Here is a 17,979-nt window from a genome sequence, read left to right on the forward strand (position 1 = left end):
ATTCACATCACTATTAATCGTGAATAGTGCTAGTGAGCGGATTGAGGCGGTGTAGAACCCGTTTCTTTTTTCGCTTGTGCGATATTCATGGCAATACAAACCCCAACAATAACAACACCAATAAGATCAGTCATCGGTTCTGGCACAATCATCATCAATGCTCCAACGCCTAACACCAATCTCCATAGCCAATTCATCGTGGTTTTGAAATAGCCCTCTACTGCTGCACCTAAGGCCAGAATGCCGATAATCGATGTCGTCGCGATGCTGACAATACTCCAGATCGAAGGTAGGGCAAACTCACGGGCATTCATTGCCACATTGGTGGTATCGATCATCAGCATGGCTGGATTATAAACAAACAGAAACGGCACAATAAAACCAGCTAAGGATAACTTAAGTGCTTGAAATCCTGTTTTCATCGGGTCGCCACCTGAAATACCAGCCCCAGCAAAAGCAGCCAAAGCAACAGGAGGGGTAATATTGGCAAATAAACCAAAATAGAATACAAACATGTGTGCAACAAGAATCGGCACATCAAAATGAGCCAGTGCAGGCGCTGCCATCGTTGCCGTGATGATATAGGCAGGAATAGATGGAAGCCCCATGCCTAAAATCATCGATGCGACCATGGTAAATAACAACGTAAGGAACAGATTTCCTGCGCCGACACTCATGATATATGAGGTCATTACCGAGCCGAAACTTGTTAAACTCACCACACCAATGATCAGACCAACCACAGCACAGGCAGACATTACCGATAAAGATTGCTTGGCACCATCCGCAAGCGCCTCTAAAATTTGTTTAACTCCCATCCGCGTTGTTTTACGCAGATTGGCGACAACAATGGTTAATAGAATGGTATAGACCGCGGCATAGCTGACAGGCATGGATTGAAATAAGAAAAACACCAATGCCACAATCGGAATGAGCAAGTGACCACGCTCTTTCAATACTTCTTTGACACGAGGCAAATCTGATTTGGGTAAGCCTTTGAGATTGTCACGACCTGCACGGAAATGGACTTGTGAAATCACGCCGAGGTAATACAACAATGCAGGTAAGATCGCTGCGAGAGCAATGGTGCCATAACTGACCCCTGTTGTTTCTGCCATGATAAAGGCACTCGCGCCCATGATTGGCGGTAGAATCTGACCACCAACGGAAGCACTGGCTTCCACTGCGCCTGCGAAATTTTTGTTATAACCAATTTTTTTCATCAATGGAATGGTAAATGAACCTGTTCCCACCACATTGGCAACGGCTGTGCCGTTAATACTTCCCATAAAACCACTAGAAATCACAGCAACTTTTGCAGGCCCACCTTGTTTGTGTCCTGCTAAAGCCATCGCGAGATCATTGAATAGTTTGCCCATACCCGACTTGGCTAGAAATGCACCAAATAAAATAAACAGGAAGATAAAGGTCACTGACGCGCCAATCGCAGATGAATAAAGACCTTCCGTTTTTAAATACATTTGCCCGAAAATATCACTGACGCTATAAGGTCGAGTGAGTAAGCGGTCAGGCATCCAGTTAAAATGACTAATAAATGGATAAGCCAGAAAAATTAGCCCAAGAATAGGCAACATCCAGCCCATGATTCTTCGTGCCGCCTCAATCACTAGAACCACAGTCATAATGGCAAACACGATATCCAAGGTATTTGGAATACCTCCTCGCGAGGTCATAATATTTTGATATTCAATCCATAAATAACCAAATGAAGCGAGCGATGCCAGCATTAATACCCAGTCAAACCAAGCGATATATTGCCGATCGCTACTTTGCCGAGCTGGATATAACAGGAAAATAAGGGCTATACCAATCGAAACGTGTGCTGAACGTTGGATCAGTTCAGGTAGTGGATTAAAGGTAATAAACAAATGGAACAGAGAGTAAAAAATGGCTAACACGGTAATAAATAGGCCAACAGATTTCTGTTTGGGCGTGCGTGTTACAGATTCCTTATCAAATTTTTCTAATAATTCTTTTTGTTTTGCTTGATCTGTCTGTTCTGGCGTTACGGTATCATTCGGTGTATTCATCACATTCTCCTAACCACCAGATCTTCCATAATGGTGTATAAGTGCTTCTAAACTGAACAAGGCTATAATCGGGGAGTCGGTTTGCGATTGCCCAGCTTTTGTCCTTTAGTAAAATATGACCTTGCATATTTCGTGAAACGGTCCAGTTGATCTCAGGGATTTGTTGATTGACCGACATTCGGATCACACCACCCTTTTGAAAAATAACTGGGTAATCACTTGGTGTTCCAGCACCAAAAGAAATTAAGTCCGTATAAATGAGCTGGAAGCCATTTTTGCTACGTTGGTAATTTTCTAGCCATAACGTTTTTTCTACAGAATGCCGCCATTGCAAATTAAAATCAGCGTCACGGATAATGCAGTGATGTTTTGGCGTTGTGACCTGTGTGCTTGCAATGGGATAACTCATTAGAATACCCAATAGCACCACGCTACAGAAAAGTGCAGCCGAGGCTGCACTTAGATGCTTCATTTTGTTGCTGCAATTTCGTCGTAATATTTTTTCGCTCCAGGGTGTAGTTGAGTCACTAAACCTTGTTGCGCACCTTGCAAGCTGATGTCTTTGGCTGCTTGGTGACTATTGGCTAAAGCATCCAGACTTTCAAAGAATGTTTTAGTCAATTTATACACATCATCTTCAGAAAGATCTGAACGAACAACCAAAGCATTCATGATCGCTGCTGTAGGAATATCTTCAGCATTGTCATAGGTGCCTTTAGGAATGATCATTGGTAAGAAATAAGCTTGGTCTTTGGCGATTTGTTTAATTTTTTCAGGATCAATACTGACAAGCTGTAAATCATAGCCGCGCTGTAATTCCATAAGTGATGAATTGGGAATACCACTGGTGAGGAAGGCTGCATCTAACTTTCCGCCTTTAAGTGCGTCAGCCGCCTCTGCATAGCCTAAATAATCAACTTTTACGTCTTTATAGCTAATACCGAAACCATTTAATAAAGTGCGAGCATTCACTTCAACGCCAGAGTTTTGAGCACCCACTGCGATACGTTTACCTTTCAAATCCTCAATGCTTTTGATCCCAGATTTTTTTGATGTGACGATTTGCACATAGTTTGGATAGAGTGCAGCTATCTGTTGCACATTGGTTATTTTATCCTTAAAGCTCCCTTGTCCATTCACTGCTTCTGTAAGGCTGTCACTCATCACAAAAGCCATTTCGACTTTGTTTTGTTTGAGTAGATTGAGGTTTTCAACCGAAGCGCCAGTGGTCTGTGTTTTGGAGTTTACACCATAAGTTTTATGATAAATTTCAGCCAAATTTGTTGCGATGACATTATATGGACCTGATGCTCCACCCGTTGCAATATTGACAAATCTTGTTTCGAGTTTATTGGCATTTGCAGTTGCGCTACTTCCTTCTTGGCTTGTATTTTTGTTGCCAGTATTGTCAGAACAAGCGGATAAACCTGTGATTGCTAAACCGAGTAAAATGAGTTGGGGCCATTTTTTCATTGCTATCTCCTAATTGTATGCAAACCATAAATCCATCATTTGGTTGCTTTATTTAATATGATTGTTCATTTTGACGCGATAAAATATGTTCTACTCTTACCGTATTCTGAGGGGGATGGCAACTTTTTTCGACGCTTTTTATACTAAAGAATTGATCCTTTTTTATGACGTGATTTCCAATTCTTTATCACCACCCAACGCCAAATTAAATGTGTCGCGACATAAAACAGCAGGGCACACAGCAGCGCCTCAACCACCAAACCAGACAAGAGTATTTTTGCTAAATTTAAATCAATATGACCATGACCAAAATTGGTCAACCAATTGATCATTTGATGCAGCACACCAAGTAATATCTCTTTATTAATCATGTCGACTTGATATATCTGAGCACCAAACCAAAAACCGACATATAGGATGGGCACAACCGTCAATGGGTTGGTGAGCCAAGCTAGACATAAGCCAATCGGCAGATTCACCTCGAAGTATAAAATACTCAAGATGATAAACAGGCTATGAAAAGGTACGGGTAAGATGCCCCAAAAAGTGCCAATAAAGATCGCTTTTGCAATGGTGTGACGATTCACATACCAAAGTAAGGGGTTTAAGGTGCGAGGACCAAAAACTTTCATCAACTTAAGTTTGGCGATTTTTTCCGAGGAGGGGAGCCATTTCTGAAAGAATAGCTTAGGCATAAAATGGGAAATGTATCAAAATAAAAGAGCAGTACCCTTCAAAATAGCATGCTTTGCTTAGCCTAAACTTAAAAGCCAAAAAGATTGGATGCAGCAATGAAAGTTTACTTCCATCGGCGTTTTTGCTGAGGCACACTCTATCTGTTGTATGCAAAATATACGAAATTATTAAGGTGACTCTAGAGTTATAAGGGATTGAAAATCATAAAGTATAAATAAAATATGAGGTTAATATGAATGTCAGCATAACTACTTACAGTTATTTTTTTGCTATCGGATCGCCGTTCGATTAATCTAAAAAACAATTTTAGTGAGGTCATTCGATGATTTCATGGTTTTTTATTGGATTGGTTGCGACGATTTTATTGACGCCTGGTCCGACCAATACCTTACTTGCATCCTCTGGTATCCAAGTGGGGCTACGTAAGTCTTTATTGTTGATCCCCGCAGAGGCGATCGGTTATATCATTGCGATTAGTGTGTGGGGGATGTTGATTGGTAAAGTCTCCGCAACATTGCCCTTATTGCCCGTTTTTCTCAAGTTGCTGAGTGCAGGCTATATTTTATTTCTCGCTTTTAAATTGTGGCGTACGGCAGATCAAGAAGTGATATTAAATCAACCGACGATTAGACCTAGAGAATTACTTTGTGCCACCTTACTCAACCCTAAAGCATTGTTATTTGCTTCTGCGATTTTCCCAGCTACTGCGTGGAAGAGCCAAGACATTTATTTTGCACACATGAGCACTTTTGTTGCTCTGATTCTCCCAATTGCGTTATTTTGGATCGCTGTAGGTGCTGTTTTGGCAACCAACAAAGTAACATGGTTATCTCAATCTAAATTACAGCGTATGACTTCAGTTGTGCTGGTCAGTTTTGCGATTCCGATCAGTTATTCAGCACTCAATAATTTATAAGATTTCAACGTTTCTCACTTGGTTGGTTATATCGATTGGGGTGTTGTTTTCATTAATGTCATTTTACGTTAAAGTAGCTGCCAATCATCAACTTCGTTTTTGGATATAAAGACATGGCAATAAAATCTGATCGTTGGATTCGTGAAATGAGCGAAAAACACGGCATGATTGAACCTTATGCAGAAAATCAAGTCCGTTTCGATGAAAATGGAGAAAAGTTGATTTCTTATGGGGTCTCAAGCTATGGCTATGATGTCCGTTGTGCGCGTGAGTTTAAAGTCTTTACCAATGTGCATTCTGTCATTGTTGATCCAAAGAATTTCGATGAGAAAAGCTTTATTGATATCGAATCTGATGTTTGTATTATTCCACCCAATTCATTTGCACTTGCGCGTACCATCGAGTATTTCCGTATCCCGCGTAATGTACTGACCGTGTGTTTAGGAAAATCGACCTACGCGCGTTGCGGTATTATTGTAAACGTAACCCCTTTAGAACCAGAGTGGGAAGGTCACGTTACACTTGAGTTTTCAAACACCACAAACTTGCCTGCACGTATTTATGCGGGTGAAGGTGTAGCTCAGATGCTGTTCTTTGAAAGTGATGAAGTCTGTGAAACCTCATATAAAGATCGTGGCGGTAAATACCAAGGTCAAACTGGTGTGACATTGCCGAAGACTTAAGTTTCTTTGGTAAGTTCAACATTATAAAATTTTAACCATTGATCATTCGGTCAATGGTTAAAATACTTAGAAAATAATAATGGTCGTTTATATCATTTCAATAAATTCTTTTTATATACTAAATCTTTCATCATTATTATAAGAGTATAGGGAAAGAATTTTGGCAACTTAATCTTAAAGTATTGTTAAGATAAATTAAATTTTTCTGACTTGTCGTGATTTTTTTAAGGTTAGGTATATAGCTATAACAAGCTTTGCTTTTTATCATCCTATTTTTTTGATTTTAAAAAATGATGTAATGGTCATTTGTCAGAAAGTGTATAAAAATAAATCAAAAAAACAAAAGATATGCTAAAAAATGAAGTGCAATAATTTTTGAATAAACATTAAAAATAAATGGGGAATAATCATGAATAAAGTATATCAAGTTGTGTGGAACAGTAAGCATTTTTGCTGGCAAGCTGTGAGTGAAATTGCAAAGGGAGGCATTGTTTTAAAAAAATCATCAGATAAGGTGGTTTCCAGATTATCAACAGGTTTTATGGTGAAGTTGACAGGATTGTTTGTCGTTAATTTACTAAGTGCAAGTATTACTCTTGCAGGACCAACAGGCGGCGTTGTAACTTCAGGAACTGCAACAATTGGTACATCTGGAACAACGACAACGATTAATCAATCTACTGCAAAGGCGGCGATCGATTGGAGTAGTTTTTCTACCAATAGCAATGAAACTGTTAACTTTGTCCAACCCAATGCAAACTCTATTACCTTAAACCGCGTAATTGGCTCAGGCGCATCTGTATTAAATGGTCAACTTAATGCCAATGGACAAGTATTTATTATCAATCCGAATGGTGTTTTATTTGGAAGTACATCTCAAGTAAATACCAGTGGTTTAGTTGCATCGACTTTAAATCTGAGCAATAGTGATTTTAATAACAATGTATTTAATTTTAATAATGTAAATAACAATAAAACAGTCGAGAATCGAGGGAAAATCACTGTGCCAACAGGTGGAACAGTTGCATTAATCGCACCTAGTGTAAAGCAGACTGGTACGATTAAAGCACCTCAAGGAAATGTGTTGTTAGCCGCTGGTGGAGATATCACTTTAAATCTAAATAATGGCAGTTTGCTTGGATACACCATTAACCAAGGTAAAGCACAAGCTTTAGTTAACTCAGGTGGATTGATTCAAGCTGATGGCGGAAAAGTTATTTTGACGGCTAAAGGCATTGATGAGTTAAGCAATGCGGTTGTAAATAGCATTGGTGTGATTCAGGCACAAACTGTAAATAATGTGAATGGTGTAATTGAGTTAAGTAGTGATTTAAACAGCGGTGTTGTGAATGTAGGCGGTGTACTTGATGCCTCAGCACCCAATGGCGGAGATGGTGGTCAGATTAAAACCTTTGGATCGAGTGTCAACATCAATACAGGTACAGCCATAACAACACAACAGAACATGACCAATGACCTACCACCAGCGACAAGTGGTTGGGAGTTACAGGCAAAAAATATTGATATTGATTTCTTCGGTGGAACTGTAAATAGCAGTACATTAAGTAATGCTTTGGATAAAGGTAATGTCACCTTAAACGCTTTCGGTACTGGAGACGGGGAAGGCAATATTAATTTCAATGATGAAACAAGTTGGACCGCAAATACGTCACTGACCTTAACAGCAAACAAAGATATTAACTTTAATAATGATTTGGACTTGAGTGGAGATAAAGCCAAGCTGGCGATGAATTATGGAGTTGGTTCAGATTACAACTTAAATCATGGTGCAAAGATTAATATCGGTGGTTCTTCACCAACTCTCAAGATCAATGGTGCATCTTACATCGTCATTAATGATCTAGGTGTTGAGGGTGATACAAGTAGTAATACATTACAAGGTATGCAAAACAACCTCACTGCAAATTATGCTTTGGGCAGTAATATTGATGCCTCTGCCACTGTGAACTGGAATAATGGCGAGGGCTTTGATGCGATCGGGCAGTTTCTAGTTAAGATTGATGGTGGTCTGCAGTTACCTGAAGGCGGTATTCCCCCAGAAATAGAGTTACCATTCTTTCAAGGGAACTTCCATGGACTCGGTCATATTGTTGATGGGCTAACCATTAAAAAGCCACGACTTGAATGGGGAACGATTAATGATCAGGTTGCAGCTCCTCAAGGATTATTTAGTATTACCTATGGTAGTGAGTTAAGGGATGTTGGCCTCACAAATGTAACGATTAATGCACAAGCATCTATAGGTGCTTTAACTGGGCTGCATTTAGGAGGAACTATTAAAAAAGCATATAGTACTGGGCAAGTTGAAGGAATGTTTTCTGTAGGTGGTTTAGTTGGGGTTGCAGGTGGGCAGTATATTGAATCTGGTCTAGATAAAATTAGCCAGAGTTATTCTGAGGCGAATGTTAAAGGGATTTTCGGAGTTGGTGGTTTGGTAGGAGGAAGTACACTCCCGATTTATGACAGTTATGCTACAGGGGATATTTCTTTAGCAGATATTTCGATGCCTCTAGAGTTTGAGCAGAATCTTGACCCTAATGGTACAGGCGGCCTTGGGGCTGGGGGCTTAGCGGGAAGTGCTCAAGGTATCTATAATAGTTATGCAACTGGCAATATACTAACTGGTGCTTATGTAAATGGAAATTGGTATCCAGAATTAGGTTTTTTTGGTGCTGGTGGCTTGGTGGGGGCAGTAGGAGCTCAAGAAAATAGCCTTCATTATATTGATCGCAGCTATGCTACTGGGAGTGTTGCAGGTATATCTGGCTTGGGGGGATTGGTTGGAATAACGGTTTTCAGAGGTTTCTATGATTTAGAACCTCGTTTGTATATTAATAATAGCTATGCCACAGGCGATGTAATAGCAATTAATTTGCCGCTTAGTCAGCATGTTGGTGGGCTCGTTGGTGCTCACTCGTCAAATAATATAATTAATGGTAGTTATGCAACTGGTCAGGTTCAAGGTGGGTTAAATGTCGGTGGGTTAGTGGGTAATAACTATGGTGGTATTATTACCAACTCATATTCAACCAGCGTTGTTGAGGGTAGTACATCTGTTGGTGGGTTGATTGGTTATCATAGTGGAGTGGTTGAACATAGTTATTCTAGTGGGGCTGTGACAGGAACGAACAATGTGGGTGGTTTAATCGGAGAGAGTAGTTCAGGGGGCTTAGTGACCAACAGTTATTGGAACATCGATACCTCAGGGCAAAGCACAAGTGTAGGCGGCATTGGAAAAACTACGGCACAGCTTCAGCAAGTTTTGACCTTTGCAGGCTGGGATATTGCAGATGCATCTGATCCGAATTCAACTTCGACATGGGTGATCGATGAAGATAATACAGCGCCTTGGTTGAGATATAACCATTAATTTAAAAAGAAAAATTAGGGAATCAGGCAAGGGGCAAAAGCCTCTTGTCTTATATGGATTTTAAAAAATAAATTTAGAGTAAGAATGAAACTTTATTTAAATCACGATAATAAATGGTTATATCTAATGCTCTATAAAGGCGTGTCTTATACGTTTATTGGTAGTTTATTTTGTTTTTCTTCATTATTAAAGGCTGAAATCGCCGTACCAGATAGTGGAACGATTACCAAGCAACTTAGTCCTGAGTCATTGAATCAGGTCAGTAAAACTGATCAGCAGTATTTTGAAGCAGATTATGCCCAACAAGAATATAGTCAAGATCAAACACCGATTTGGATAAATAAAGTTCATATTGAAGGCAACAAACAAATTGAGACGGCTATTCTCCATGAGTTGGTTGCAAATTTAGAAAATAAAAATAATGTTTTGGCAGCTTTACAGCAAGCTGTTGCACATATTACTCAATACTATAGAAAAAGAGGCTATTTTCTCGCTACAGCTTATTTACCAAAGCAAAAAATAGAGGATGGTGTGTTGACTATAAGGGTATTGGAAGGACAGCTTGGTAAGGTTGTTTTAAATAATCAATCAACGGTTAAAGATAGTGTCATCCACAGATTTACCCAGCAAATACCTCAGAATCAAGCATTACAGCAAACGTCAAGTAATAAAACGTTATTGTTAATTTCAGATCTTGCTGGTGTTGAATCGCTCAGTGCAAACTTACAAGCAGGTGAAAATCTTGGGCAAACTGATTTGCTCTTGGATGTATATGGGCAAAAAAAGTGGTTAGGTCGAGTAGGTATTGATAATACAGGCAGTACATATACTGGTCGATATCGTGCTACTGGTTATTTAGAAAGTCATAGCTTTATGGGTTATGGGGAAAAAATATCTGCTCAAATACTCACTAGTGATCAAAACTTAATATCTGGTGGTTTAAATGCCCAATTTCCAATAATAGGAGATGGTCTATGGATGGGTGGGGGGTATAGTCGAACTGAGTATGAATTGGGTGAACAATTTAAACTACTGGATGCCAAAGGTACTGCTGAGAACTATAACTTAAATTTTACTTATCCGTTTATACGTAGTCAAAAAACAAATTTAAACCTTAAATTATTGTTTGAGAAAAGAAAGTTATTTGATGAAATTGAGGCTACAGAAACGGAAGTTTCTAAGCAAACCAATGCCAGTCGTATCGCATTGAATTTAAGCCAGATTGATGATCGGGGGATTGGTGGTGCCAAAGGTGGTATGAATCAGCTTGAACTGATGACGACAATTGGTGATCTTGAAATACAAAGCCCATCCGCATTAAATATTGATCATCTATCTGCAAGAACGCATGGTAGTTTTCAGAAGTATGAGTTAACGCTATCAAGACAGCAAAGATTGACATCTTCATCATGGCTTATGGCTGAGCTGTATGGACAATTGGCTTCGAAAAACTTAGATTCATCTGAAAAGTTTTCATTTAAGCATATGCGAGCCTACCCCTCAGCCGAAGCACTTGGAGATCAAGGCTGGGGAGCTTCAATCAATTTTTATTACCAATTGATGCCATTTCTCAATGCATCACTGTTTAAAGACATTGGTGAGATACAACAAAACAAAAATCCTTATCTAACAGAAAAGAATAGTCGCTATCTAGGTGGTATGGGAGTGGGGCTAGGAGGGAATTATCAAGGATTTGACTATAATACTACGGTAGCCTGGCGAATGACTGATGCAGCTAAAAGCGATACAGATAGACAGCCAAGAGTGCAGTTTATGGTTGGGTGGCGCTTCTAATTTTGTTTTTATTCAGTCAGCAAGATGACGTATTCACTTATCGGAAAAATGTAACATTTGACCACTTTCTTTTGCATTTGTGTAAATATTCGGCATAATAAAAAATGAGAATGCCTAGGCGTAAATAGCCTATAAAGTTTGAGTGTGGCTCGGAAGCTAACTGATCTTGGTAGATTTGGTCACTCAAAATGATGTAAGAAAAATAACGATGATGCGGAGCATCAAGGAAATAGGAAGGTCAAAATGACTAGATTAACTTCTACGGTGGTTTTTAAACGGACTGTTTTAGCAAGTTTGATTGGTTTATGTATCAGTCAGACTGTTTTTGCATTGCAAGAAATCTCCGATGAAGGCCTTAGTCAAACCACAGGTGAGGGGATCGCACTTTTGCCTGAAAACTTTTCTTTTCGTTTTAATGGTGCAGACAGTGCTAATGGTGGTGCGGGAACATATGGCGCAGGTTCTATTCGTCTCATCCCCGTTGGACCATTGAGTGCGAGTGCAACTGCAAAAGGTTATAAAAAAGCAGATGCTTGGTTGTATGGTCTGTCACTTTCACAATCAAATAAAAATGTAGGCGCTGCCATCAATGGCAGTGATTGGGGAACCTTGTATGGACGCCCAATTGATACATGGGGTACAGCAGATAACCCATGGCTGTTTAAAACCTTGAATGATGAAAATGTACCAAATTTTGTTGGAAATATTGAAAATGTCACTTATTTGACTTTAGAGGCACCCTTACGCCATACGACGCTACCTGCTTCAGGCAGTGCGGAATCCTCTGCGTATAATCTAAAGCTCGGCTTATGGACGGATATTTTTCAACGCGATGCGAATGTTGTTGAAAATGGTTTAGATGGATTAAGTAATCGTTTGCGTCTTTCAGCCGTCTGGGATGGGTTCAGTATTAATGGCTCAAATTTAAAAGTTTTCCAAACATTAGACGGTGTTTCACCTGCGATGGGTGGAACTTATGATGCCTTGATGAAAGTGAATGGTGTAGAAACAACAAAAACCTTTAATTATGGTTTAAATACCAATTATAACAAAACCTTTGGTATGGCTGGATTGGTCCGTTTGAATAGCGGCGCAACCGATAGTAAGCGCGGAACGGTAAGTAATCAGACTGTGACGAGAGAAATTGTACAAGTCGATTATAATCCTGCGACAAATGAGTTTTTTGAAAATGGCGTGTTAGCAACAGGTACAACCATCACTGCTACTCAGGCTAATGCATCAAATAATACTAATGGAGTTCGAACCTCCTATGCTCCGCCAACCAATGCAACTGTGTCTGGGAGCTTTCCTAGTGGTGGTATGTGTACGGACCCAGTAAGGAATACTGTCGGAGGGAGTGATCAAGTTGGGCAATGTTATAGTCAAAATGGTTTTACTACTCGACGTTTAAGAGCAAAGGGTACGAATAATTGGACCGCACCAACAGCAACCAGTGTATTTAGGATTGGTACTCAAGAGTTGGTTGGTGGTGCATCAGACAATAGTACACCTGCACTAGGTGGGGTAGTTCCTAACTTCCAACCCAACTCGAATGCAGATGGACTTTTCCTTTATGATGTCAATATAAACTTGGTGTTGGGGAACTTATACCAACCCTTGATGCTCAGTACTGATGGTAATAACTTTTCCATTGAGTTGGCGCGAATCCCAAATGTACAAGAAGTTTATCGTCGTATCTATACGCGTTATGAGCATATTGACCCTGCGGCAAGTGTTGACTCAGGTGTGACCTATTTGGGTTCGACTTGTAATATTTATCAATGCGGTAGCTCGACCATTGCAGGCTATCAAGGCAGTAATGCGACGCATAGTAGTATTACTATTGGTTCAACAGAATATAACCCTGTGACAAATCAATTAACAGCACACAAAGGCATTGGTGCTTATGGGGTGTCGATCGGTGAGTTAAAATCTGGAACTGGATTACAAAGTTCTGTACAAGAAGATTTTACTCAAGTTTGGATGCGTACACGAGGGGCAGGTAGCTGTAGTATTTTTACTGGTTATTGTGGAAGCTGGGGTAATTGGGGTAACTGGAGTGCTGTTGCCCCCAAAGCACCACTTACAGGGCAGCCACATCCATCTTTAAATCGCCCTGATCCATACGAAACGACTTGGCGTCAAAATTTTAATAATCAAATTTTAGGAATCCAAACCACAACACCTGCGAATATTGCAGGACGAATTAATAGTATGCAGCCAACAGGTGCAACGGTCAGCAATAACTTTGGTTCTGCTGTTATAGATGGTTTACTCATTCAACATCTTAAGTTCACAACAACGGGCTTATAAGGATATAAGACGATGAAGTTCAATAAAAAGTATCGTTTTCATCGTATAACGATGAATATCTTAAAAGGATGTGGTCTGGTCCTATTATCAACAACGTTGTCTGCGATGGAAAGTTTAGATGACTCCAGTTTGCAGCAAGTGACGGGGCAAGCGGGTGCAGATTTATCATTAAAGTTCAGTTTAAACCATGATAATAATGCTAATTTTCTATGTGCCGATCTGTTGTATTGCCGTTTAGCAGTGTCGTTGAATAACCGATACCACGATGGTACTCAAGATAGCTATGATGCTCAAGGCAATCGTATTGCTTCAGCAACTGGGCGTAAACAATGGTTAGTGATGAAAGGTATTCAAGGAACTGTCAATATTCAAGAGCTTAAGTTAGATGGTGAAGATGTTATTTATAATGGTACACCACACGCTGCGATCAAGTTAGGCTTCAACCCCGCAAAACCCATTGAGTTTAGAAATGTTGGATTTCAGTCATTATCGATTGAAACGGATACTTGTACCGAAAGTGATGCCAATTGTTCTACAGGCTCAAGCAACTTACCAGGTTATTTGACTCCTGCTACACCTTATGGCGGCAGTGGTTTTGATGCCAATAAAGAACGAGGTTTTATTGGTGTAAATATGAATGGTAATTTGTCATTGACTGGAGATGTCAAAATCTTCTCTTGTGGTGCTGGACATCCACGTTGTTAAAAGAAAAAGGAAAAATGGTTATGAAAAGGATTGCAACGACACAACGCCATTTTGTTTTAACAACATTGGCCAGTAGTATCTTGTGTTTGACACAAACAGTGTATGCATTACAAGAATTACAAGATCGTGATTTACGTATGGTCAATGGTCAAGATGGTATTTCTTTACAAGTCGAATATGACGAGGTCAAAATTGATCAGTTGTACTGGCAAGATCAAGCGGGTACGTCGAATAATGTTGAACAATCTCTGAGAGCTGTTGCCAACGGTGTAAGTGTACGTAAGAACATGGCTTATGATGCAGGTTCAGGCGCTGGAAATTATAATTTAGGCACACATTTTAAAATCAATACCGGATCAAATGGCACTAAAACAGGACTTGATCTGCATATCGAGTCACAGCCATCTACCATCTCAGTCGATAATTTTCAACTTTGTGCGCAAACGCCAAGCGTAAATTGCAATGCAGGCATTGGTAATTTTGCAATTCAAACGGGTTCACCACAAGTGATTGCACTTAGTACCCGAGATGGTTTATTTAATTCAAACTCTCAATCGACTTTGCAGTTGGGTTTACAAAATATAAATCTGTATACAGGTTTAGGAACTGGAACGGCAAACCAATTCAATCAACTTATTCTTAAAAATTTCAATTTTAATTTTTTAGGTAAAGGTGCGATGTATGTCGATGCGACCAAAGGTTTAATATTACAAACTAACTTGGGTACAGCCAATGCCAGCAAACTGAATAGTCCTGATACGACCTATGGTTATGTTGACTTTGCGCGAGTGACTGATCCGAATCAGTTGGGTGCTGAGACAGGAACTTATGCAGGTACTAGTGCGGGTCTAAATATTGAGCTGATGACCAAAAGCAATGCCATGATTGATCCCAATATGCCGAACTATAATTTAGAGGATAGTAAAGGCTTAATCCGTGTGGGCATGAGTGGTCGTATGGTTAACGGGGCACTGCAACTACGTGGTACCAGTGCCAATGGGGTTGCTGCACCAGTAGATGACAATAATACCAATACCCATACATTAAATAATGTATTGGGCTTCGCCAGTGATGCGAATGTCACCGCGAATGGTGCAGATGGAACAGTCATTGGCTCAAGTGGTCTAGCATTGCGTTTGAGAGGGGAGTTTACTCAGAAAGGCGATGGCATGTTGGCTGGCGATGATAGTAAGGCAACCACCTTAGAAATTGGTGGCGCGGGCAGCAATACTTTCGGTTTTGAGTTTGGTGATCTAAGTCCTTTGGTGATTAATTCAAATCAACGTGCTTATTTTGATAGTGGCAATGTGTATGTCAATCTAGCCAATACACGTACTTTGACGATGCCCGAAAATTCAGTATTACGAAATGCACGTTTTGGTGGAACCGATATAGGCACACTGACAACATCGGCTGACTATCTGCAACAAATTCATAACGAAGCGATCAATCCATATAGTTTGGTGGTCGCAGTACGTGGTGCCGATTTCCAAGCGCTATCAAGACGAGGCCGCTTTACTTCGGGTAGTGGTGTTTCAGCCGCAAATAAAATAGAAGCGAATGCAGGGCTGGACAACAAATGGGGGCTAGGACTGCCTTTTTATAACGTTAATGCAAATATAGCGACTTATGCAACGAATTATACTGGTGAAGTATTTAATCTAAATAACAGCACGAATGTGGTCTCACGTTCAAATGTGACCAACTCACAACGTTTAGGTTTAGCGTTAGCATTGAGTACCGAAGGGCGTAATAACGATGGTAGTAAAACCACGTCGATATTAATCGTAGATGGCGATAAAAACTATTATATGGGCTTACGTAATATTGACATGTTACTTCGTGGTTATGGCAGCATGGGCTTCGAAAATGGTAATGTAAATGTCGAGCTCAAAGACTTACTTATGGTGATGGCGGCTGAAATCGCTGCTGGATATTTGCCAACTTATAATGATCCAAATAGTGCTAGCCCAGTGATCTTGAATGCATTTAATACCAAAAATGATGTGTTATTGGGACTAAAACTGAAATTTTTAGGTGATATGAATTTTAGTTTGATACCGAACAATGAAATTACAGCCAATAATGGCAATCGTTTGTCCATCGTTGGACGCTATCGTTTAAAAGATGGCACACTGCAACTGAGTGATCCGATTGATGAAGCGAGTATTGGCTTTGACAAAATGTCTGGTTTAGTCCAGTTCAACAACGCAATCGTTATTAATAAAGACAACGTTGGTTTTAATTTCGGTTTTGATTTTAACCCAGACCGCAATCCGAATGATGTCTTCCGTGTCCAAGATATTAACTTCTACCCAAGAGTGGATGCAGTGAATAACAAAGCACAACGACTTGGTGAAATGGTCATGACAGGTGGACAAATCCGTTCAGAACTTACCTTAAGACCACGTAATTAATTGAGTAGCAGAGGAAGAGAATGATGAAAAAAGGAATTAAAAAATCAATATTGACTTCTTGCCTACTCATGTCAGTGGTTTCAACCCATACATGGGCGAGCAATGATAGTCTCGTGGAAATGACTGATACAGAGTTATCTGCGATACAAGGGCAAGCGCTTTTATCTTTAGGTTTTACTGCACCGAATACTGCAAACCCGTTACAGAACTATGGTTATTATAAGTTGGGACTCGAGGCGAAAATGGAGTTGAATGCCAATATTCGTGCATTGCAACTCGGGTGTGGTGGTCGCAATGGTCCAGATGGCTGCGATATTGATATGGAAAATGTATCTCTAAGCGGACCACCTGATGGCAAGTTGGCAGATGGTACCCCGACCTGGTCCAAAGGTCGTGCTAATACCAGTGCGGTACTTACCAACCCCTTTGTTGAGTTTGCCATCAAAAACCCAAATAGTGCCTCCACTCGTGAGATCGCTGGTTTTCGACTAAGTGCTGAAGAAATCCTAGGCTATCTGTCAGCGGGCACGCGCAATGATATTGATGGCAATGGTCTATCTACTGGTGGTGGAATTAATACTTTTAGTGGTTTCATCAAAGTTGGTGAAACCCCTGTAAATGCGTTTACCCAAGATGCTATGTTTGGAACTACGCCTGATCAGTTAATTTATGCGAAGATTAGGGCAGTTGCAAATGACCGAGTTGCATTTACGAACTCTAATAAGATGACAGTAGGTTCTGGGAGTTATCAAAACCCAGCTGGTGCAAATGGATCTCAAAATCTATATCATTATAATGGCAATCCAATTTGGGGGATTAATGTACCTCGCCAAGATGTCCAGTTTAATTTTCCTGAAACGATTGTCACTGGGAGTCGTATGAAACAACTGAATTTGGTAGTGAAAGATGTCCCGATTCCAACCATTGCCATTGGTGCAGATAGCGGTGGTATTGCGATGACTATAGATAGATCGATTCTAGGCTTGGTTGATGAAGCGACTTTTTTTATGGGAGCACAAGGAACTACATCAGCTGGTTGCGCTGCTGTAGTAAATAAAAATAATTGTTCATATATCACTAATCTAAAGGCCAATGTACAAGTAAAGCAAAACTTTAATTTAATTCATAACTTACCAATTAGTAGTGGTGGTTATCTAGCCTTACAAAATACTGCCTTAATGTGGCCAGGTGTAGATCCCAATGATATTGCTCAACCTGGATGGTGGTTATCTTTTAAAGATCCGTTAGATTTTGGAGCTTTGAATCCAACCACAGGGATTCCGATGCATGATGTACTACCTCAAATTGCAACATTTATTACGGATTATTTATCAAATAATCGGATTGATATTGGTTTTGGAGAGGCAATTGGTGCAGTATTTGGTAGCCCTCTTTACAAAGGTATTGGTGATGTGCGTTTAGCCGATGATGCGCGTGCGATTATGGTTTTGGAAAACTTACTTTTAGATGGACATCAACGCCCAGTTGCGAACTGTTTTGGTGGTTTGAAGTTCTGTTAGGTTTTTAGATGTTATAGCTA

At 40.1% G+C, this 17,979-nt stretch carries 12 protein-coding genes; 8 read left to right on the top strand and 4 right to left on the bottom strand.

What is annotated here, in order from left to right; translation table 11 throughout:
• Positions 1–29: 29 nt before the first annotated feature.
• The 4 genes from F991_RS06155 to F991_RS06170 form a co-directional block, all read right to left on the bottom strand.
• A complete protein-coding gene (locus tag F991_RS06155) occupies positions 30–2,051 on the bottom strand; it encodes a TRAP transporter permease (RefSeq protein WP_004669893.1) in 2,022 nt (673 codons plus the stop codon).
• Positions 2,035–2,523: a DUF1850 domain-containing protein gene (locus F991_RS06160; RefSeq protein WP_004669894.1), complete on the bottom strand. Its 489-nt coding sequence runs from the start codon at positions 2,521–2,523 to the stop codon at positions 2,035–2,037. Before F991_RS06160 ends, F991_RS06155 begins: the two co-directional genes overlap by 17 nt.
• On the bottom strand, positions 2,520–3,524 hold the full coding sequence (locus F991_RS06165; RefSeq protein WP_004669896.1) for a TAXI family TRAP transporter solute-binding subunit: 1,005 nt from the start codon (positions 3,522–3,524) through the stop codon (positions 2,520–2,522). Before F991_RS06165 ends, F991_RS06160 begins: the two co-directional genes overlap by 4 nt.
• Before the next feature lie 143 nt (positions 3,525–3,667).
• Entirely contained in the window at positions 3,668–4,219 is a 552-nt protein-coding gene (locus F991_RS06170; RefSeq protein ID WP_004669897.1) for a DUF2062 domain-containing protein, read from the bottom strand.
• A 323-nt stretch (positions 4,220–4,542) separates the two neighbouring features.
• Between F991_RS06170 and F991_RS06175 the strand changes: the two genes are divergently transcribed.
• The 8 genes from F991_RS06175 (at position 4,543) to F991_RS06210 (ending at position 17,959) form a co-directional block, all read left to right on the top strand.
• A complete protein-coding gene (locus F991_RS06175) occupies positions 4,543–5,136 on the top strand; it encodes a LysE family translocator (RefSeq protein ID WP_004669898.1) in 594 nt (197 codons plus the stop codon).
• Positions 5,137–5,249: 113 nt separating this feature from the next.
• On the top strand, positions 5,250–5,819 hold the full coding sequence (gene dcd / locus F991_RS06180) for a dCTP deaminase (RefSeq protein ID WP_004669899.1): 570 nt from the start codon (positions 5,250–5,252) through the stop codon (positions 5,817–5,819).
• 409 nt (positions 5,820–6,228) lie between these two features.
• Positions 6,229–9,210 carry a two-partner secretion domain-containing protein gene (locus F991_RS06185; RefSeq protein WP_004669900.1) on the top strand — a complete coding sequence of 994 codons (2,982 nt, stop codon included), beginning with the start codon at positions 6,229–6,231 and terminating at the stop codon, positions 9,208–9,210.
• Between the two features lie 84 nt (positions 9,211–9,294).
• Positions 9,295–11,004 (top strand): ShlB/FhaC/HecB family hemolysin secretion/activation protein, encoded by a 1,710-nt coding sequence (locus F991_RS06190; protein WP_004669901.1) that lies wholly within the window; start codon positions 9,295–9,297, stop codon positions 11,002–11,004.
• Between the two features lie 243 nt (positions 11,005–11,247).
• Positions 11,248–13,317 (top strand): hypothetical protein, encoded by a 2,070-nt coding sequence (locus tag F991_RS06195; protein ID WP_004669902.1) that lies wholly within the window; start codon positions 11,248–11,250, stop codon positions 13,315–13,317.
• 12 nt (positions 13,318–13,329) lie between these two features.
• Positions 13,330–14,022: a hypothetical protein gene (locus F991_RS06200; RefSeq protein WP_004669903.1), complete on the top strand. Its 693-nt coding sequence runs from the start codon at positions 13,330–13,332 to the stop codon at positions 14,020–14,022.
• Positions 14,023–14,042: 20 nt separating this feature from the next.
• Positions 14,043–16,439 (top strand): DUF6160 family protein, encoded by a 2,397-nt coding sequence (locus F991_RS06205; protein ID WP_004669904.1) that lies wholly within the window; start codon positions 14,043–14,045, stop codon positions 16,437–16,439.
• Positions 16,440–16,459: 20 nt separating this feature from the next.
• On the top strand, positions 16,460–17,959 hold the full coding sequence (locus tag F991_RS06210; protein ID WP_004669905.1) for a hypothetical protein: 1,500 nt from the start codon (positions 16,460–16,462) through the stop codon (positions 17,957–17,959).
• Positions 17,960–17,979: the final 20 nt, after the last annotated feature.

This window comes from Acinetobacter sp. CIP-A165, assembly GCF_000367985.1.
GTDB lineage: Bacteria > Pseudomonadota > Gammaproteobacteria > Pseudomonadales > Moraxellaceae > Acinetobacter.